The sequence below is a fragment of the Aureimonas sp. D3 genome (assembly GCF_001463805.1).
Lineage (GTDB): Bacteria > Pseudomonadota > Alphaproteobacteria > Rhizobiales > Rhizobiaceae > Aureimonas > Aureimonas ureilytica_A.
Genome location: NZ_BBWM01000029.1, coordinates 133,421 through 152,024 on the forward strand (window position 1 = coordinate 133,421; position 18,604 = coordinate 152,024).

Here is an 18,604-nt window from a genome sequence, read left to right on the forward strand (position 1 = left end):
GGCGCCTTGCCCCTCGCCCGATGGCGCCTGCGCGCCCTTGGCGCTTTGCGCTGATTTTATCGCTGCCATGCCCGGACGCGGCCTCAAGTCCCGCCCGGCCGCCTGCCCTCACGCGCGCGTTCGCCTCTCGGCCGACGCGCGAGTTCGCTCGCCCCTGTTTCGAGGATCGCCTCATGGCCGCGCATCCCGTTTCCCTGTTCGAACTCCTGCGCTCCCAGCCGATCGTGCATCTTCGCGCCGAGATGCCGGGGGATGTGAGCGCGCGCGAGGCGCTGCTCGACGCCGCGATGGGTCCGGGGCGCGTGCGCAAGTCCTCCGAGGCGCTGCGCCGTGGACGGCTGCCGGCCGACGGTCTGGCGCTCGTCGCCGAAACCGAGGACGGTACGCTCATCGGATCCGTGCGCCTGTGGAACGTCGCGGCGGGCGAGCGGGGCGGCGCGGCCGTTTCCGCCCTCTTGCTCGGACCTCTCGCGGTTCTGCCGGGCTTCGAGGGCTTCGGCATCGGCTCGTCGCTGATGCGCCGCGCCATCGCGGAGGCGGCGTTCCGGGGGCATGATGCGATCGTGCTGGTGGGCGACGCGCCCTATTACGAGCGCTTCGGCTTCTCGGCTAATGTGGCCGCAGGCCTCACCATGCCCGGCCCGTTCGAGCGGCATCGGCTGCTTGGCCTCGAAATCGAGCCGGGTGCGCTTCACGGCGCAGAAGGCATGATCGCTGCCACAGGCCGTGAGATCACGTCCGAGGTTATCGCCGCAGCCGCCTGATCATCCCTGTCTTGCCAGTGCGGGCCGATAAAAAGGCCGGAACGCGAAGGGTCCCTCCCCCGCGCGTTCCGACCTCATGCATTCAGACGCTGAAACGATCGACCAGCCCGTAATCGCTGGGCGACCAAACAGACCCAATCGTCAGGAGGCTATGTCCACGACGCCCGCCTCGCCGCTGTCGGAGCCGAAGGCGAGGAAGCGGCCTTCCTTGTCCCAGCCAAGCGTCGTGACGCCGCCCGAGCCGCCTCGGCGCAGGAGCGCCTCCTTCGAATCGGCAAAGCGCACCGCGAGGATCATGCCGTCCGCATAGCCGATGGCGAGAATATCGTCGCTCGGATGGCATGCGACGGCGGTGACCATCGTGTCGCCGCGCGTGCCCAATTCCAGCGGCGCCTTGTTCATCGGCCCGTCCTTGGACGAGAAGGGCCAGAGAATCGCAGCCGGCGCGCCCGATGTCGCCAGGAACTTGGTCTTGGCCGACCAGGACCAGCTCTTTACCTTGGCGGGATAGCCGGTCATACGCATGTGCTTGCCGTCTTCCAGACGCCAGCCATGCAGGGCATTTTCCTGCATGACGGTGACGAGGAAGCGCCCGTCCGGCGAGAAGAAGACGTCCGTGTGCGGCCCCTTCCAGTCCAGTTCCTGCGGCTTGGCGTCGGTGCCGGCGAAGAAGAGATTGGCGCCATCATAGCGCGCCGTGGCGAGCCGCAGGCCCTTGGGCGCGAAGGCGACATCCTCCACCGTGCGGGCATGAACGAACTCGCGCGCTTCGCCCTTGGCCTCGCGCACGAAGGCCGAGCGACCGGCCGCATAGCCGACCGCCCCGCCGGGGCCTCCGGCCACCGCCGTGATCCACTTTCGGCCAGCCGAGCCGAGTTCGCCAAGGGTCCTGTCAGGGAGCGTCGCGACGACGCGCCCATCCTCCCCACCCGTGAGGAGGCGATGGGAAAAGGCGTCGTAGCGGGCGGTGACGAGGCCGCCCTTGTGCGCTTCCAGCACCTTCTCGCCGCCGGCGGGAAAGCGGATCGTGCCGTCCGACAGGGCGAAGACCGGCGCGTCCTTGAGGAACAGCGCCGCTTCCACATGCGTGTCGAACGTGTAGGGGACGACCTGAGGCATCAGGCGCCGGCTGCCACGGGGGACTTGGCGAAGCAGGCCTTGAAGCCCTCTTCCAGCGCTTTGGCATCCAGCTCGCGCCCGATGAAGACGAGCCGGCTTTCACGCGCCTCGCCCTCGCGCCAGGGCCGCTGATGATCGCCCTCGATGATCATATGAACGCCCTGCACGACATAGCGATCCGGGTCGCCCGCAAAGGCCATGATGCCTTTGAGGCGCAGGATGTTCGCGCCTTGCGTCTGGGTAAGATCCTGAATCCAGGGGAAGAACTTGCGCTGGTCGATTTCCCCGCCGCGCAGCGACACCGACTTCACCGTCACGTCATGGATGGGCGAAACGTCGCCATGGTGATGATGGCCATGGTCGTGATGATGGTGGTCATGGTCGTGATGCCCATGATCGTGGTCGTGATGATCGTGCCCATGGGCATGGTGGTCGTGATGGTGATGATCATGGTCGCAGTCCGGCCCGCAGACATGATCGTCATGGCCGTGCGCGGCCTCTTCCAGGAATTCCGGCTCCTGATCCAGAACGCGCTTCAAATCGAACGCGCCCTGCCCGAGCACGCGCTTGGGGTCGATGGCCGAGCGCTCCGCGCGGTGGATCACGGCATGGGGGTTGATCGCCCGAACGGTCGCCTCGATCCGGGCGAGTTCTTCGGGCGTCACAAGATCGGTCTTGTTGACGATCACGACATCGGCGAAGGCGATCTGATCCTCGGCCTCGCGGGAATCCTTGAGGCGAAGCGGCAGGTGCTTGGCGTCCACCAGCGTGACCACGGCGTCGAGACGCGTCTTCGCGCGCACGTCGTCGTCCATGAAGAAGGTCTGCGCGACGGGTACGGGATCGGCAAGGCCCGTCGTCTCCACGATGATGGCGTCGAACCGGCCAGGGCGCTTGGTGAGGTTTTCCACCACGCGCACGAGGTCGCCGCGCACCGTGCAGCAGACGCACCCATTGTTCATTTCATAGATCTCTTCGTCGGTCTCGACGATGAGATCGTTGTCGATGCCGATCTCGCCGAACTCGTTCACGATGACGGCGTATCGCTGCCCGTGATTGTCGGAGAGGATTCGGTTGAGCAGCGTCGTCTTGCCGGAGCCGAGATAGCCGGTGAGAACGGTGACGGGAATCTGGGTTTCGGAGCCGCGAGCGGTTTCGGACATCGAGGTCACTCCATGAAAGGTGCGCCCGATATAGTCCCGCCCGATGGCGATTGCACGGGGGCTGTCGCAAGATCGAAGCGGGCGATGTCCTGGAGAAGCTCTACGAGGCGCGCCGCCTGATGCCGGGCGATCGCCTCGCCCATCTCAGGGCTGGCGAGCCGCGCGTCGCCCACCGTGCCGACTGGGTTCAGGTCTTCCGCCATCCAGCCGAAGCCGAGCCGACCATGGGCGCGCAGATGCCGGAACTCTTCCGCCATGCGGCTCTGGCGCGAGGGCTGATCCTGAACATTCGAGGTCACCACCAGATCGGGCCGGAACGCCATCATCAGCGCGGTTTCCACCGCCCCGCCGTGAATGCCGATCGCCCGCTCATTTTCGGGCACCAGCTCCTCGGGCAGGCCGAAGCGCTGCCAAGCGGCGGTGGCGCAAAGGAGGCCGAACCGGCGGCGCAGATCGAGCGCGGCGAGCTCCATGACCTGCGTGTTGCCGCCATGGGAGGAGACGATGCAAAGGCGGCGGAAGCCCGTTCGCGCCAGCCCTTCCCCGATCCGCAGGAGGGTTTCAACCCCGGTTCGCCAGTCGAGCGACAGGGTGCCCGGAAAGTTCGAATGCTCGTCGGACGTGCCGATTCGCTGCACCGGCAGGAAGGTCGCCATCAGTCCGTCCGGCAAACGCTCCAGCGCGCGCTCGACCATGGCATCGGCGATGATCGCGTCCGTGCCGAGCGGCAGATGCGCGCCATGCTGCTCGATCGCGGCGATAGGCACGACGGCGACCGCCTTTGCGAGAGCGGGGCCGAGCGCCGCCAGACCGGCGCTGGTGTTCTCTTCGAAGCGGGGGCGAAGCGTCGTCATGGCGGGCCTTCCGGGCGTTCGAACGGATGGAGCCTCTTAACGTCCCCCGCAAGCGCTGCAAACCGGCGAGCGCGGCGTTTCGGATGGACTATGACATGGGCTCCGGTTCATGCTGCCCGCGCGAAGAGAGGGCATGGGAGCGGCATGAGAGGCAAGAAGAAGAAGCGCGAGGTTCTAGGGCAGCTGACGCTGACCTCCCGCGCGGCCCGCACCAGCCTGTCGGCCCGGCTCGCCGGAGAGGGCCTGCATCCCGGCCAGGATACCGCTCTGCTCGTGATCGCCGATCATGACGACCTTACCTTGCGCGATCTCGCGGACAAGCTGAGCGTTCGCCCGCCCACCGTCACCAAGACGATCAGCCGCCTGGCCGCGCAGGACCTGGTGGAAAAGCGCGCCGGCCCTCCGGAGCGGCGCGGCAGCACGGTACATCTGACGGAGCGCGGACAGTCGCTGGTGGAGGGCGTCCGGCGCGCGCAGGCGGCCACCGAAAAGCGCGCGCTCGCGGGTCTCTCGGCCAAGCAGCGCAAGCTTCTGCGAAAGCTCCTGCGCCGCATCGAGCGCAATCTCGGCGCGGTGGACGACGCCATGCTGGCGCCGGAGAGCGACGAGTAACCCCTTCCCCGGTGTGGGACGACGCTGTCCGCGCATTGAACACCCACCCGAACCGGCTCGCCAGCGGGCATCCCGCACACCTCCTGTTGCGCGCGCGCCGGCCAGTCCTTAAACCCATAGGTCAGGGACAACCGGGCGAGTGCGGAACGGCGTATAGGTGGCTCAAAAGGTCAAATTATCGACGATCGCCGAGGCGCTCGGCCTGTCGACGGCAACGGTGTCGCTGGCGCTTCGTGACAGCCCGCTCGTGGCCGAGGCGACGCGGGAGCGCATCAAGGAAGAAGCGCGCCAGTCCGGCTATATCTACAACCGCCGCGCCGCCAGCCTTCGCACTTCCAAATCCGGCATTGTCGGCGTTTGCGTCCACGACATCATGAACCCGTTCTATGGGGAAATCCTGAAGTCGATCGAGGACGAGCTGGACCGGCACCGACAGACCTTCATTCTCTGCAATCACTATGACGATCTGGCCAAGCAGCGCGCCTTTCTGGATACGCTGCTGCAGCTCGGCGCGGACGGGCTGATCCTGTCGCCCGCCATCGACACGCCCGCTTCCGACATTCATCTGGCCGAAACCAACGACCTGCCGGTGACGCTGATCGCGCGAACCGTCGAGGGCTCGGGCGTCACCTCGTTCCGGGGCGACGACACCTACGGCATGTCGCTCGTGGTGCGCCATCTCATCGAGGAAGGGCACCGGAAGATCGCCCTGATCGGGGGCACCGAACAGACCTCGACCGGACGCGACCGTCAGCGCGGCTATCAAAACGCGCTGGAGGAAGCCGGCCTGCCCGTGCGCCCGGAATGGTGGATCAAGGGGCCGCGCTCGCGCCATTCCGGCTTCGACGCGGCCAGCGCCTTTCTGGACCTGCCCGACCGGCCGGATGCCGTCGTCTGCTTTTCCGATCTCGTCGCGCTCGGACTGATGTACGGCCTGTCGCGCGCCGGGCTGCGGCCGGGCGTCGATATCGCCGTCTGCGGTTATGACGACATCGACGAGGCGGCCATCGCCATGCCGCCGCTCACCACCGTCTCCAACGGCCAGAGCGAGGTCGGCCACCGCGCCGCCGGCGCGCTTCTGGCCCGTCTGTCCGGTGCGCCCGCCGTGGAGCAGGTGGAACTCATCAAGCCGGAGCTTCGCATCCGCCGCTCCAGCTTCCTGAAACATACCGGCTCCGAACCGCCTCAATCCTGAAGGACGACGCCTTGGCCTCCCCCTCCCCCCTCGTTCTCGTCTTCGGCCCCTACAACGGCGACGGCCTGGCCGAACTCGAACGCCGTTTCACGGTTCGCCACCAGAAGAGCCGCACCCTCGAAGGCTTGAGCGAGGCCGAGCGCGCCGAGGTCAAGGCCGTGGCGGTCGCCGGCCATCTGCCGAACGAGACGATGGACGCCCTGCCCGCGCTGGAGATCGTCGGCCATTTCGGCGTCGGTTATGACGGGGTGGACGCGGCCCATGCGGCCGAGCGCGGCGTGGCGGTAACGAACACGCCCGATGTCCTGACCGAGGAAGTCGCCGACACCGCCGTCGCCCTCGTGCTCATGACCGTGCGCGAGTTGCACCATGCCGAGAGCCATGCGCGCTCCGGCGAATGGGAGCGCTCCGGCCCCTATCCGCTGACGCGCTTCTCCTTGCGCAACAAGGTGGTCGGCATCATGGGCCTCGGGCGCATCGGGCTTGCCATCGCGCATCGGCTCGAAGCCTTCGGCGTCAAGATCCGCTATCACAACCGCTCCGAGCGCAGCGACGTCGCCTATCCCTATGATGCATCGCTCGAAGCGCTGGCGGAGCAGTCCGATATCCTCCTCATCGCCGCGCCCGGCGGGCCCGCGACGGAGAAGGCGGTGAATGCGGAAGTTCTCGCCGCGCTCGGTAACGAGGGCATCCTCATCAATATCGGGCGCGGCAAGACGGTCGATGAACCCGCGCTGATCGAGGCGCTGGAAGAAGGCACGATCGCGGCGGCAGGGCTCGATGTCTTCGCGGACGAGCCGCGCATCCCCGAGCGGCTGCGCGCCTTGCGCAACACGGTTCTCCTGCCGCATGTCGCCTCCGCCTCGCGCGACACCCGCATTCTGATGGGCAACCTTGTGGCCGACAATCTGTCGCGCTGGTTTGCCGGCGAGCGGCTGGAAACGCCCGTTCCCGAAAGCGAAAAGGCCGGTCTGACGCGTCGGCAGGGCTGATACGCGCGAACTGAGGGTTCCGCCCGCGCCAGCTTGGCGTCATATTGCGATGCGAAGAATTTTAAGCATCGGAATACAGGGAGGCGGTTCATGACCGACGCCTTGCTCACAGCCGTGCCCCATCTCCCCAGGGCATGGCTTCGAAACATGTTTCTGCCGGCGGCGCTAGGCGTAGGTCTCCTGTCCTCGCCTGCGCAAGCCGCGCAGACCGTCGAAGGCTCCACGGGTCTCGCCGCCGATCTGGCGTCGGGCACGATCGCCCGGCTGGGCGAGCGGATGGAAGAGTTGCGCGACCCCGCGCAGACCGACAACACCGATCTCGACCTGACGCTGCGCATCGGCCAGGCCCATGCCGACCGCACGCTGGACCCGTTTCTCGATCCAGTGCCCATGCCGGTTCTGCCCAGCCTTTATCTGGACGACGATTTCAACGCGCGCGAAGTGCCCAATCGGACGCTCGAAATCCGTCGGCAGGCCAAGAGCGCGACGCCGCTCAATCTCTGGACTGCCGGCGAAGTCGAGATGGGCCGCGCCCGCTCGGGAATGCTGGATGGCGGTCGCAGCTCAGCCGGCCTGTCGGGCGGCTTCGATCTGGCGCTGTCCTCGCGCGCCTCGCTCGGCATGGCGCTGGGGATCGACCAGCGCATCGGCGATTCCACCGTCAGCGCCCTCAGTCTCGCCACCTATGGCAGTTTCCATCCGACCGAGCGAACCTTCGTGGATGTCGTGGCGGGCGGCGCGCGGCTCACTGAGAGCCGTACGCAGGAGAGCTCAGCCTTTGTCGGTGGGCTGGCGCAGGGCTTCGGCGCGCTCACCTTCGGCTATGAGCACCGCAGCGGCCCCTGGATGATCTCGCCCTATGGCCGCACACAGGTCTCGCGGCTCGGGACTGATATGCCCTCGTTCGGTTCCACCTCCAACGGGATCGGAGCGAGCAAGGCCTCGGCCGTGGCGGGCCTGCGCACCGACTACACGCTGAAGGCCTATGGGCTATCGCTGCGCCCCGGCCTGCGCGTCGAGATGCTGCGCGACCTCTCGCGCACCCGCGCCATTGGCGCTGACGATGCGTTCGGCCGTTCGGGCTTCGCCAGCCTAACCTTCACGCCCGGCATCCGCGCCGATATCACGCCCGATTGGAGCGCCCGCATTGAGCACAAGACGGTCTGGGAGAACGCCGCGCCTCGCTCCTCGATGGAAATGAAGATCAGCGGCAAGTTCTAGCGCGAGTTGGATCAGGATGTGGCTCCTGGTGCACCATCTGCCCGCCGCGCATTCAGCTACGCGCATTCGACCTTGGTCCGCGCTGTGCCGAAGCGGATTCGCTTCGGCGTCGAAGCGTTACGGCCAGGCGGGCGACCCGGTGATCGACAAGCTGATCGCCCGTCGGAAGAAGCCCGCGCGGTTGAAGAGGCTCTATCGGCCGGGCGCTTATCGCGCGAGCAGATTGATTCCCCGACGCCTGTCGAAACGCGTGGAAATGGCCTCGGAATCTCCTGCCTCGACCCGGATGTGACGCCGATCCTGACGAAGGATCCATCTCGCACTTGCGAAAAACTCGTTGCAAATTCGCCGCGTTAACCTTCAGGTAAGATTAATGGGGTGATAGTGCCTCCTCAGTGAACATGGTCGCGTCAGTGTGGCCCGTTCGCCTCGATTTTCAGGACACTCGCGCTTTTCCTCCCAACGCGCGCGGGGCCTGTGCCGTAGGAGATCGAATATGAGATTCGCCCCCGTCGCTCTCGTCGTAGGATTCGCGGGTACGATCCTGGCTTCCTATCTTCAGGGGCCTGCCGTCGCCTCGACCGACAGCCTCGTGGCCGCCATGTCGCCGGCGCCCGAGATCACCGCCTCGATCCCCGTCGACGGCCAGCCGGCCGCCGCAGAGGCGGTTCGCCTGATCGATCTGCGCAATGGCGCAAGCTGCAAGGTGAATGGTCCGGTTGAGGACGATGTGGTGCATCGCGTGCCCATGGGTCCGTCCTGCGCGAAGTCGCCGGACCTCGCCCGTGTCGCCTATTGGGAGCGCAAGGATGATGGGTCGCTGGTGATGACCGACCATCACGGCGAAACGGTTCTGGAGTTCATGCCGGGCGACGGCGTGATGTATGAGAGCGTTTATCCCAACAACGCGCTGATCACGATCGTGCCCGCGCGCGGCTGAGCCTGATCCTCCTCAGAGCAGGGCAACGGCGCCTTCAGGCGCCGTTTGTGTTTGGGCGTTAAGCCTCGCGGCAAGCTTCGAGCGAGCGGAGCTGACGGCCCTCGCTGTCGAAATTCTCGTCCGCCAGCCAGCGCTCGAAACCGGCCTTCACCACCGGCCATTCCGGATCGATGATCGAGAACCAGGCCGTGTCCCGGTTCCGGCCCTTCACGACCATATGCTGGCGGAACAGGCTCTCGTACTGAAAGCCGTAGCGCGCCGCCGCGCGGCGCGAGGGCGCGTTGGTGCTCTCGCATTTCCATTCCAGGCGGCGATAGCCCAGCTCGTCGAAGACACGCCCATAGAGAAGTGCGAAAGCCTCCGTCGAAGCGCGCGTCTTCTGGAGCGAGGGCGCAAGGCAGATATGGCCGATCTCGGCCACGCCATTGGCGGGGTCGAGCCGCATCAGCGCCGCGACGCCCTCCGCCTTGCCGGAAAGGGCGGGGATGATCGCGTGAAACTTCGGATCGGTGGAAAGATAGGTCGCCTGCGCATAGCGCAAAAACGCGTCCGCCCCGTCGAACGGCCCATAGGCGAGATAGGTCCAGAGCGCGTCATGGCCGCGAAAGGCCGCTTCGAGATCGGCGAAATGCCGGTCGTCCACGATGGGCTCCACGCGAACATGGCGGCCGACCAACGGCTCGTTGCCGGGAAGGGCGCGCGGCTGCCAGTTCGCCAGGGAGCGTTCGGTCATCTCGAATGGTCTTTCACAAAGCGAATCACGCTATCTCGGACATCACGGTTACCCAGCGGCAGCGCCGTGGCAAGGGAGCTGACAGCACCCACATGGTCGAGGCCAGGATAGGTGCGCACCTCGACCTGTCCGCCCTTCTCGCGAATGGCGCGGGCCATGGATTGCGTTTCCTTCGGCTCGACCGTCGTGTCGGCGAGACCCGTGATGAGCAGCGCCGGGGCCGCGCGGCCGCTGGCAAAGCGCACGGGCTGGCTGTCGGCTCGAACCGCCGGTGGGAAGATGCGCTTGTAGCGTTCCTCTTGAATCGGCAGGAAATCATAAGGCCCGGCCAGCCCGATGAAACCCGATAGTGCTCGCGCATCGAGCCCGACACGCTGGAGATAACGCCCGTCAAAGGCCAATAGCGCGCCGATCTGCGCGCCCGCCGAATGGCCCATGACGAAGAGCGGATGGCGCCCGGCGGGCAGTCCGTGGCCGCCCTGGCTGGCAAGGCGTGCAACCGCCGCCACGGCGCGCGCGCCATCCTCCACGAAGCCGGGAAAGACGGTCTGCGGGTAGAGCCGGTAATTGGGAATCGCCACCACGAAGCCGGCCGTCGCCAGCGACTGGCCGACAAAGGGATAAAGCGACTTGGAGCCCCCGTCCCAACTGCCGCCATGGAAGAACACGACGACGGGTGTGCGGGTGTCGGCATTGTCGGGAACGTAGAGGTCGTAGGTTCCGCGCTCGCCCGGCGCATAGCCCAGATCGCGGGTCGTCTCGAAACCGGCGCGTGAGGTCAGCGCGTTGAGAACGGCCGGCCCCGAGCAGCCCGCGAGCACGCAAAGCGACAGGAGGCCGAGAAGGCTGGGAAACAGGCGCGGCATGGCACATCCAAAGCAGAGGTCGCGCGAGAAGATGGTGCGGCGGCGAAAAATCGCCACCGCAAGGCGGGTGGTCGGAGTCGGGCGACAGCCTCCCTCCCCTGACGGAGAGCCTTAACGGACGCGCAGCGCAGCCGCCTCACGGGCGAGCTGGGTGATCGTGTCGAAGCGGCCGGCCGACACCATGTCCTTCGGCGCGACCCAGGAGCCGCCGACGCAGATGACGTTCGGCAGCGCCAGATAATCGCCGACATTGCTGGGCGATACGCCGCCCGTTGGGCAGAAGCGAATCTTCGGGAAAACCGGGGCGAGCGACTTCAGATAGGGAATGCCGCCCAGCTGCTCGGCCGGGAAGAATTTCAGGATCTCGTAGCCTTCCTCGATCATGGCCATCAGTTCGCTCGGCGTCGCCGCGCCCGGCAGAAGCGGTACGTCAGACGATTTGGCGGCGTCCAGCACCTCATGCGTCGTGCCGGGCGAGACGATGAAGCGCGAGCCGGCCTCGACGGCTTCGTCGAACTGGCGCGGCGTCAGGATCGTGCCCGCGCCGCAGATCGCCTCCGGCACCTCGGCCGAAATGGCGCGGATCGCGTCGAGCGCGGCCGGGGTGCGCAGCGTCACTTCGATGGCCGGCAGGCCGCCTTCGGCCAGCGCCCGCGCGAGCTTCACGCCGTCGGCTGCGCTTTCCACCGCCACGACGGGCATGACCGGCTGAACTTGCAGGATTTCGAGCAGCGCATGGGTCTTCTGGGTCATCGTCCGGTCCCTTCGGGCGGCAGGTCACAAGTGTCCGCCGCCTCCTTAAACCATCGGCGGCCGAGCTGAAACGATTTTAGGAGCGCGGCGCGCCGCCAAAGCCGAGGCGATGCCACCAGGAGCGCGGCTGCAACTCACGCTCGTTGCGATCGTCCAGAACGGCCAGGAACGTCTCGCACCAATTATGGGCCGTGTTGGCGAAGACGCGGGCGCGCATCGCCTCATGACGCTCGCGCCGCTCTTCCAGCGGCATGGCGGTCGCGCGCGACAGGGCGTGGGCGATCTCGTCGGTGGAATAGGGATTGACGATCAGCGCCTCGGGCAACTCTGCCACCGCTCCGGCAAAGCGCGACAGGATGAGGACGCCAGGGTCGGCCGGGTCCTGCGCGGCGATGAACTCCTTGGCGACGAGGTTCATGCCGTCGCGCAGCGGCGTCACCATGCAGATCTGCGCGGCGCGGTAGATGCCTGCGAGGGCCCGGCGTGTGAAGCCGTTGACCATGATCTGGATCGGGTTCCAGTCGAGCGTCGCGAAGCGGCCATTGATATTGCCGGCCAGCCCCTCCAACTCGACCCGCAAATCGGCATAGGCTTCGAGTTCGGAGCGTGAGAGCGGCGCAACCTGGAGGAACTGGACATTGCCACGCTGCTCGGGCTCGTCCTCTAGAAGCTGCTCGAAACCGCGAAAGCGCTCCGGCAGGCCCTTGGAATAATCCATGCGATCGACGCCGACGATCTGGTGCCGGCCGCGCGAGATGTCGCGCACCATGGCCTCGTGCTCGCGCGCCTCGTCCGACAGGGCGAATTCCGCGAAGCCATGCGCGTCGATGCCGATCGGAAAGGCAGACGCGCGCACGATACGCCCGTCCTGCGTACGCACGCGGTCTCCGTCGATATCCTCCGCGCCCAGTTCCTGCACGCAGAAGGCCACGAAATTGCGCCGGTCGCCTTCGGTCTGAAAGCCGATCACGTCATAGGCCAGCATGGCGCGCACCATGTCCTGGCTGCCCGGCAGCGCGGACATCAGATCGGGCGGGCAGAAGGGAATATGGAGGAAGAAGCCAAGCCGCCCGTCATAGCCGCAGCGCCGCAGTTCCTGTCCCATGAAGAAGAAGTGGTAGTCGTGGACCCAGACGAGATCGTCGGGCGTCAGAAGCGGGCTCAGCCGTTCGGCGAAGCGCCGGTTCACCTGCCGATAGGTCCGGGCCGAAGCACGGTCGAAGGAGGCGATGTCGAGCCGGTAGTGCAGGAGTGGCCAGAGAGAACGGTTCGCATAGCCGAAATAGAAGCCGTCCAGTTCCTCCTGCGTCAGGTCGATCGTGGTGAGCGAGGTATGGCCGTGGGTCTCGGTGCGATAGTCGCTGCTGGCGGCATCCGGGGACACCTCCCCGCTCCAGCCGAACCAAAGGCCGCCGCGCCGGCGCAGCGCGTCAGCGAGACCGACGGCGAGCCCACCCGCCTTGCCTTCGTCGCTCAAGGGGCCGACGCGGTTCGAGACGACGACAAGTCGCTGTTGGGTTTCGCTCATGACTGTGTTTCCCCTTGCTGCTGCGAGGCCTCCCGCCTCGCAACCCCGAGCCAGCGATGGACCGAGTCTACCGAGGCCAGACGGAATTCCGCTTCGGTCGCTCCGTCGCCGACCTTGATCGAGACACCTCCCAGTTTGCGAACGGCATAGAAGCCGAATTCGTCCGTCGTGTCGTCCCCGACATAGATGGGCTGACGCCCCTGGAACGGCGCATGGGCCATCAGCGCTTCGATGGCCTTGCCCTTGTCCATGCCGGCCAGATGCACCTCGACGATGTTGTCACCCTTCATCACGGCGAAGCCCGGCTCCTCGCCGACCGCCGCCGAGACGAGGCGGATCGCGGCCTCCTGCAACTCGGGAAAGCCGCGATAATGTACGACGAGCGCGGTCTTCTTATCCTCAAGCCGCAACCGAGGCTCCGCGACGACACCCGCCGCGAGCGCCACGCGGATCGGATCGAGCCCTTCCGGGCCGGCGAGCGGCACGACCGGCGCGCCCGGCTGGTCGCGGCGCTCCAGCCCGTGAACGCCGGCCGCGGCGAATTGCAAGGGCTGGAGGAAATGGTCGAGATCGGCGATGCACCGGCCGCTGACGACGGCGAAGGCCCCAGCGCAGGCCGCTTGCAACTGCCCAAGGCGCTCCACCGCCTCGGGCGAGATGACGACGCCGGTCGGGTCGTCCACGAGATCCACCAGCGTTCCGTCAAAGTCGATGAAGAGCGCGTGGCGGGCGGAGTCGATCGGAGGCGGTAGGTTCATGCCTTCCGAGATAGGCCTTTTTGCCGATTTGGAAACATGCCGATGCCGCAAAAAGGCCGCTTTGCTTCCCCCGCCTCGCTTCGTTTGGCGGGTTAAGCCGCGTTGGAGAGAAGGCGCGAGGCCTGCCGGAAGGCGCTTTCGATCTTCCGGTCATAGGCGTTGGCGGTGAAGCCGGGGCCGTTATAGAGCCGAGCAAAGCCTTCCCAATCGCCTCGCTCCAGCCGCTCGACAAACGGGCCGGTTTTCAGAAAACGCGCGACGAGATTGAACTGCCCCTCGGCGGACCGGCGCGCCTCCTCGGCCAACGCGGCGGCGCTGGCATAGCCGAGCGTCTGCCAGTGCAGGCCCATCACTTGCCCCAAGCCCCAGGAGGTCGCCTCATAGGCAGCATTCGCATCGATCGCCGCAGCCTGGCGCAGGAGACGCCAGCGCGCGTCTTGCCCCGCCGGGTTGCGGATCTGGCCGGCGCGCGGTGCGGAAAGGCCAGCCGTGCGCGCGATCCGGCGTTTCTCTTCGTTGAGGCGCCGATCGAACACATGGCCTTCGAAGCGGATCAGCGGCTCGCGCCCCTCGCCCACCGGCGCGAAGGCGCGCGCATTGGTTTCCACGATGGCGATGGCGACGAGCGCGGCCGCCGGTGTGCCGGTGGCGCGCTCGACCTCGCGCGTGGCATCAAGAACTTCCCTGGAGATCGGCATGAAAAACCCCGCCTGTTGAACGAGCGCCAGAATGGGCGCTCGCCAGCGGGCGGGGATAAAATGGGGATAGATTTCGAACACGAGAGCCTTCCAGCGCCCCTCGTGAGCCGCTAGAAAGGGCTGCGTCAGGCCGCTTCCGTCAGCCGCTCGGCCTCGGCACGAACCGTGTCGACCGACTTCAACTCGCCGCGCACCGGGGTGCCGGAAGCCTTGTAATCACCGGCCACTTCGGCGGCGATCGTGTCGGCCGTGATGGCCGAAAGCGTCCAGCCCAGATGGCCGTGGCCGGTGTTGTAATAGACGCCCTTGGCCTTGCCCCGGCCGACGCGCGGCAGCATGTCGGGCATCATCGGGCGCAGGCCCGCCCAGGGCACGACCGAGGCGGTCGAGACGCCGGGGAAGCGGTAGCGGCACCAGTCCACCAGCGGCTTGATGCGGGCCATGCGAATGTCGCGGTTTTCTCCCGCAAATTCCGCCGTACCGGCGATGCGCAGGCGATTGGCGCCGAGGCGGCTGGTGACGATCTTGGCCTTATCATCCAGAAGCGAGACATAGGGCGCGCCCTCGCGGCTCGCCTCGTCCTCAAGATTGACGGTGATCGAATAGCCCTTCACGGGATAGACGTTCACCCGGTCGCCCAGCATGGCGGCAAAGCGGCGCGAGCCGACGCCGGCGCAGATCACCGCCGCATCGAAATCCTGCCTGATGCCCTCGTCTTCCGTCCCTGCCTTGCGGGAGAAGACGGCAACGCCCCCGCCCTCGCGGGTGGAAAGCTGCGTGATGTCGGATTCGTAGCGGAAGGAGACGCCCTTGCGCTCGCAGGCTGCCGAAAGGCCGCGCGTGTATTTGTGGATGTCGCCGGTGAAGTCGCTCTGCGTGAAGAAGCCGCCACGGAACGTGCCAGCGAGCGCGGGCTCGATCTGATGGATGCCGGCATTGTCCAGCACGTCGCGGTGCAGACCGCCCTTGGCATAAAGCTCGTTGACACGCAGCGCGTGCTTGAATTCCGATTCCGTCTCATAGACATGCAGGATGCCACGCTTCACGCAGTCGAAGTCGAACCCCTCCCGCTCGGCCATGTCCATCAGGTGCTGGCGGGCGGCGATGGCCATCTTCACGGTCGCGACCGTGTTCTCCTCGTAGGAGCGGGCGGCCATGACGAATTCGAACATCCAGGACAGCTTGTGCCAGGTCGGGCCCGGATGAACGAGCAGCGGGGCGTCCTTCTTGAGCATCCACTTGATGCCCTTCAGGAACGTAGCCGGCGAGTTCCAGACTTCGGCATTGGAAGCCGAAAGCTGGCCGCCATTGGCGAAGGAGGTTTCCATGGCCGAATAGGCGTTCCGGTCGAACACCGTCACGTCAAGGCCCTGGGACATGAGCTTATAGGCGGTGGTTACGCCGGTGATACCGGCGCCAATAACGGCAACAGAGGTCACGATCATCCTTCGCCCGAGCGCATCGGGTCTGGTCGTGCCCCTCCGTCATTGGCCTGAGAGTTTCACGGCACGGGAATTATCCCCCGAAACCGCTTTCTCCTTCGGCGGACGGCTGCGTGGAATCGCCGTCACTCTCCGGATGTGTCTAGCGCCGCGCGGTCCTTTTGCCTGAGAGTTTCCGGGGCGGTTGCTCCTTCGGCGCCGGCAGATGCCGGTCTCTCCCGCATACAGCGAATATGGACTTTACGATACGCGACATCCCATGCCGCAGCAAGCGCGAAGAGCCGGCACGCCGTGCCTCAGTTAAGGCACGGCGCTCAAAATCGTGGCAATTCTATTCGCCGCGCGGGAAGCGCTGCGACTCTTCCAGAATGTTCAGATCCATATGGTTGCGCATGTAGCGCTCGGACGCCTTCTGAAGCGGCTGGAAATCCCAGGGATAATAGGCTCCGTTGCGCAGCGCCTCGTAGGTGACATGCCGGCGCGCCTGGCTCTGGCGCACCTCCTGGTCGAAGCGAGAGAGATCCCACAGCGATTCGGCCTTTTGCGCGAAAGCCGCCAGCGTCTGCGCATGGGCAGGATCACCCGCCAGATCGGTCAGTTCGTGCGGATCGGCGTCGAGGTCGAACAGCTGGTCCGGGTCGGCCGGGCAGCGGTTGAACTTCCAACGCCCCTCGCGGATCGAGACCATGGGCGCGACCGAGCCTTCGGCGGCATACTCCATCGGAACGGCCTCGCGCCGCGCGCCGCGCGCCATCGTGTCGATCAGCGACACGCCGTCGATCCAGTCCGCGCCCGAGCCGAGATCGACGCCGGCGAGATCGGCGAGCGTCGGCAGGACATCCAGCGTCGAAACGGGCTGCCGGAACGTGCCAGCAGCCACGCCGGGCGCGGCCAGCATCAGGGGTACGCGCGCCGAGCCCTCGAAGAAGTTCATCTTGAACCACAGACCGCGCTCGCCCAGCATGTCGCCATGGTCGGAGACGAAGAGGATGGCGGTGTTGTCGGCCAAGCGCGTGGCCTCCAGCACCTCGATCAGCTCCCCCACCTTCTCGTCGATATAGGAGATATTGGCGAAATAAGCCCGGCGCGAGCGGGCGATCATCTCGTCTGAAATGTCGTAGTCCTGATCGTTGCAGGCGGCCATGAGACGGCGCGAATGCGGGTCCTGCGCCTCGCTGGGCAGCCGGCCGATTTCGGGGAGGAGATGAGGCGCGCCCTCGTAGAGATCGAAGAAGCGCCGCCGCGCGACATAAGGATCGTGCGGATGGGTGAAGGAGACAGTCAGGCAGAAGGGCCGCTCGTCATGGCCCCGGCTCAGATCATAGAGTTTCGCCTTGGCGTGGTAGGCGACCTCGTCGTCATATTCGAGCTGGTTGGTGATCTCGGCCACCCCTGCCCCGGTGACGGAGCCGAGATTGTGATACCACCAGTCGATCCGCTCGCCGGGCTTGGTGTAGTCCGGCGTCCAGCCGAAATCGGCCGGGTAGACATCGGTCGTCAGGCGCTCCTCGAAGCCGTGAAGCTGGTCCGGGCCGACGAAATGCATCTTGCCCGACAGCGCGGTGCGATAGCCCGCGCGGCGCAGATAATGGGCAAAAGTCGGAATATCCGAGGCAAATTCGGCCGCGTTGTCATAGACGCGCGTCTTGGACGGGAGTTGCGCGCTCATGAAGGACGCGCGGGCGGGCGCGCAAAGCGGGCTCGCCGTGTAGGTGTTCACGAAGCGCGCCGAGCGCTCGGCCAGGGCTTTGAGATGCGGCGTATGGAGAAACGACGCCGGCCCGTCGGGAAACAAGGTGCCATTGAGCTGGTCCACCATGATGACGAGGATGTTGGGGCGGCGGGCGTCGGTCATGGCGCTCTCTCAAATCGCAGAACACAGAAACGGCGGCGCCTTTCGAGAAGCGCCGCCGCAAGACAAGAGGGGATCGGTCAGGCGCCGATCTTGGCCTTCACCGCCGCCAGACCCGGTTGACCGTCCAGCGTGGTGACGCCGGCGAGCCACGGTTCCAGAACGGCGGGGTGATTGGCGAGCCAGCTCTTGGCGGCCTTGTTGGCGTCGGTACCGTCGGCCAGCGCCGCCATCATCTCGTTTTCCATCTCGACGGTGAAATGCATCTGCGAGAAGAGCTTGGCGACGTTCGGGCATTCTCCCGCATAGCCCGCGCGCGCCAGCGTATAGACCTCCGCGCCACCATAGTTCGGGCCGAAGAATTCGTCCGCGCCCGACAGATAGGTAATGCCCATGTTGTTCATCGGATGGGGCGCCCAGCCCAGGAACACGATCCACTCCTTGGAGCGCTCGGCGCGCTTCACCTGCGCGAGCATCCCCTGCTCGGAACTGTCCACCAGCTTCCAGCCCTTCAAGCCATAGGCCGGCGCGTCGATCATCGACTGGATATTAGTATTGGCCGGCGCGCCCGGCTCGATGCCGTAGATCTCGGACTTGAACTTGTCCGCGTTGGCGGCGAGTTCCTTCACGTCCTTGACGCCGGCCTCGGCCACGTAGTTCGGCACGGCCAGCGTGAACTTGGCCCCTTCCAGATTCTTGGTCAGGACGTCCGCCGCCTTCTTGGCCTCCAGCTCGTCACGGAACTTCGTCTGCGCCGGCATCCAGTTGCCGAGGAAGACGTCGGTCTGCTTATTGGCGAGCGCCTGATAGCCGACCGGCACGCCGAGCGTCTCGATCTTCGCGGTGTAGCCGAGCCCGTCCAGAACGGTGCTCGCCAGCGCGTTGGTGGAGGTGATGTCGCTCCAGCCGGGGTCCGACATGCGCACGATCTTGCAAGCGGCCGGATCGGCGGCGAAGGCAGCGCCGGGAAGCGCGGCGGCGGCAAGGAGCGCGGCGGCGGCGAAGCGGGCGGAACGGAGCATCGGAAACCTCGATTCTGGAAGGGCATCGTCGGGACGCCTTACCGATCCCGTATCAGGACCGAGACCACGCCGGCTTTCAAGACCATTTCCAT

At 66.1% G+C, this 18,604-nt stretch carries 19 protein-coding genes and 1 riboswitch; of the genes, 7 read left to right on the top strand and 12 right to left on the bottom strand.

Annotation, left to right across the window (positions count from 1 at the left end):
• Window positions 1-242: 242 nt before the first annotated feature.
• On the top strand, window positions 243-764 hold the full coding sequence (locus AUL36_RS07960; RefSeq protein WP_374700749.1) for a GNAT family N-acetyltransferase: 522 nt from the start codon (window positions 243-245) through the stop codon (window positions 762-764).
• Between the two features lie 141 nt (window positions 765-905).
• Here the strand turns inward: AUL36_RS07960 and AUL36_RS07965 are convergent, their stop codons facing one another.
• The 3 genes from AUL36_RS07965 to AUL36_RS07975 are packed head-to-tail and all read right to left on the bottom strand — an operon-like array spanning window position 906 to window position 3,900.
• Window positions 906-1,883: a WD40 repeat domain-containing protein gene (locus AUL36_RS07965; RefSeq protein ID WP_062219568.1), complete on the bottom strand. Its 978-nt coding sequence runs from the start codon at window positions 1,881-1,883 to the stop codon at window positions 906-908.
• Complete coding sequence (locus AUL36_RS07970) at window positions 1,883-3,046, bottom strand: CobW family GTP-binding protein (protein ID WP_062219569.1); 1,164 nt, start codon at window positions 3,044-3,046, stop codon at window positions 1,883-1,885. Before AUL36_RS07970 ends, AUL36_RS07965 begins: the two co-directional genes overlap by 1 nt.
• Before the next feature lie 5 nt (window positions 3,047-3,051).
• Window positions 3,052-3,900, bottom strand: coding sequence for a creatininase family protein (locus AUL36_RS07975; RefSeq protein ID WP_062219571.1), 849 nt, complete (start codon window positions 3,898-3,900; stop codon window positions 3,052-3,054).
• Between the two features lie 144 nt (window positions 3,901-4,044).
• Here AUL36_RS07975 and AUL36_RS07980 point away from each other — a divergent pair, with 144 nt between their 5' ends.
• The 6 genes from AUL36_RS07980 to AUL36_RS08005 all read left to right on the top strand — a co-directional run bounded on the left by AUL36_RS07980 (window position 4,045) and on the right by AUL36_RS08005 (window position 8,860).
• Window positions 4,045-4,512 (top strand): MarR family winged helix-turn-helix transcriptional regulator, encoded by a 468-nt coding sequence (locus AUL36_RS07980; RefSeq protein ID WP_062219573.1) that lies wholly within the window; start codon window positions 4,045-4,047, stop codon window positions 4,510-4,512.
• A gap of 157 nt (window positions 4,513-4,669) precedes the next feature.
• The gene (locus AUL36_RS07985; RefSeq protein ID WP_062219575.1) at window positions 4,670-5,707 is read left to right on the top strand and encodes a LacI family DNA-binding transcriptional regulator; all 1,038 of its coding nucleotides are present in this window, start codon (window positions 4,670-4,672) and stop codon (window positions 5,705-5,707) included.
• An 11-nt stretch (window positions 5,708-5,718) separates the two neighbouring features.
• Complete coding sequence (locus tag AUL36_RS07990; protein WP_062219577.1) at window positions 5,719-6,699, top strand: 2-hydroxyacid dehydrogenase; 981 nt, start codon at window positions 5,719-5,721, stop codon at window positions 6,697-6,699.
• A gap of 90 nt (window positions 6,700-6,789) precedes the next feature.
• Complete coding sequence (locus AUL36_RS07995) at window positions 6,790-7,920, top strand: autotransporter outer membrane beta-barrel domain-containing protein (protein ID WP_062219580.1); 1,131 nt, start codon at window positions 6,790-6,792, stop codon at window positions 7,918-7,920.
• Window positions 7,921-7,936: 16 nt separating this feature from the next.
• Entirely contained in the window at window positions 7,937-8,212 is a 276-nt protein-coding gene (locus AUL36_RS08000) for a hypothetical protein (protein WP_062219582.1), read from the top strand.
• A 204-nt stretch (window positions 8,213-8,416) separates the two neighbouring features.
• Window positions 8,417-8,860, top strand: a complete 444-nt coding sequence (locus AUL36_RS08005; protein ID WP_058600175.1) for a hypothetical protein — start codon at window positions 8,417-8,419, stop codon at window positions 8,858-8,860.
• A gap of 58 nt (window positions 8,861-8,918) precedes the next feature.
• Here AUL36_RS08005 and AUL36_RS08010 read toward each other — a convergent pair whose 3' ends face one another.
• From AUL36_RS08010 to choX, 9 genes are all read right to left on the bottom strand, one after another.
• Window positions 8,919-9,593: a GNAT family N-acetyltransferase gene (locus AUL36_RS08010; RefSeq protein WP_062219584.1), complete on the bottom strand. Its 675-nt coding sequence runs from the start codon at window positions 9,591-9,593 to the stop codon at window positions 8,919-8,921.
• The gene (locus AUL36_RS08015; protein WP_062219687.1) at window positions 9,590-10,459 is read right to left on the bottom strand and encodes an alpha/beta hydrolase; all 870 of its coding nucleotides are present in this window, start codon (window positions 10,457-10,459) and stop codon (window positions 9,590-9,592) included. Before AUL36_RS08015 ends, AUL36_RS08010 begins: the two co-directional genes overlap by 4 nt.
• Window positions 10,460-10,570: 111 nt before the next feature.
• Entirely contained in the window at window positions 10,571-11,212 is a 642-nt protein-coding gene (locus AUL36_RS08020) for a 2-dehydro-3-deoxy-phosphogluconate aldolase (protein WP_058600173.1), read from the bottom strand.
• Window positions 11,213-11,288: 76 nt separating this feature from the next.
• Window positions 11,289-12,740: an alpha,alpha-trehalose-phosphate synthase (UDP-forming) gene (locus AUL36_RS08025; RefSeq protein ID WP_058600172.1), complete on the bottom strand. Its 1,452-nt coding sequence runs from the start codon at window positions 12,738-12,740 to the stop codon at window positions 11,289-11,291.
• Window positions 12,737-13,498, bottom strand: a complete 762-nt coding sequence (otsB, locus tag AUL36_RS08030) for a trehalose-phosphatase (RefSeq protein ID WP_062219586.1) — start codon at window positions 13,496-13,498, stop codon at window positions 12,737-12,739. Before otsB ends, AUL36_RS08025 begins: the two co-directional genes overlap by 4 nt.
• Before the next feature lie 92 nt (window positions 13,499-13,590).
• Window positions 13,591-14,196: an N-acetylmuramidase domain-containing protein gene (locus AUL36_RS08035; RefSeq protein WP_062219689.1), complete on the bottom strand. Its 606-nt coding sequence runs from the start codon at window positions 14,194-14,196 to the stop codon at window positions 13,591-13,593.
• A 125-nt stretch (window positions 14,197-14,321) separates the two neighbouring features.
• Window positions 14,322-15,641 carry a D-amino acid dehydrogenase gene (locus AUL36_RS08040; RefSeq protein ID WP_062219588.1) on the bottom strand — a complete coding sequence of 440 codons (1,320 nt, stop codon included), beginning with the start codon at window positions 15,639-15,641 and terminating at the stop codon, window positions 14,322-14,324.
• Window positions 15,642-15,781: 140 nt separating this feature from the next.
• Window positions 15,782-15,869: riboswitch (glycine riboswitch) on the bottom strand.
• A gap of 100 nt (window positions 15,870-15,969) precedes the next feature.
• Entirely contained in the window at window positions 15,970-17,493 is a 1,524-nt protein-coding gene (gene betC, locus AUL36_RS08045; protein ID WP_062219590.1) for a choline-sulfatase, read from the bottom strand.
• Window positions 17,494-17,570: 77 nt separating this feature from the next.
• The gene (gene choX, locus AUL36_RS08050) at window positions 17,571-18,512 is read right to left on the bottom strand and encodes a choline ABC transporter substrate-binding protein (RefSeq protein ID WP_062219591.1); all 942 of its coding nucleotides are present in this window, start codon (window positions 18,510-18,512) and stop codon (window positions 17,571-17,573) included.
• Window positions 18,513-18,604 lie beyond the last annotated feature (92 nt).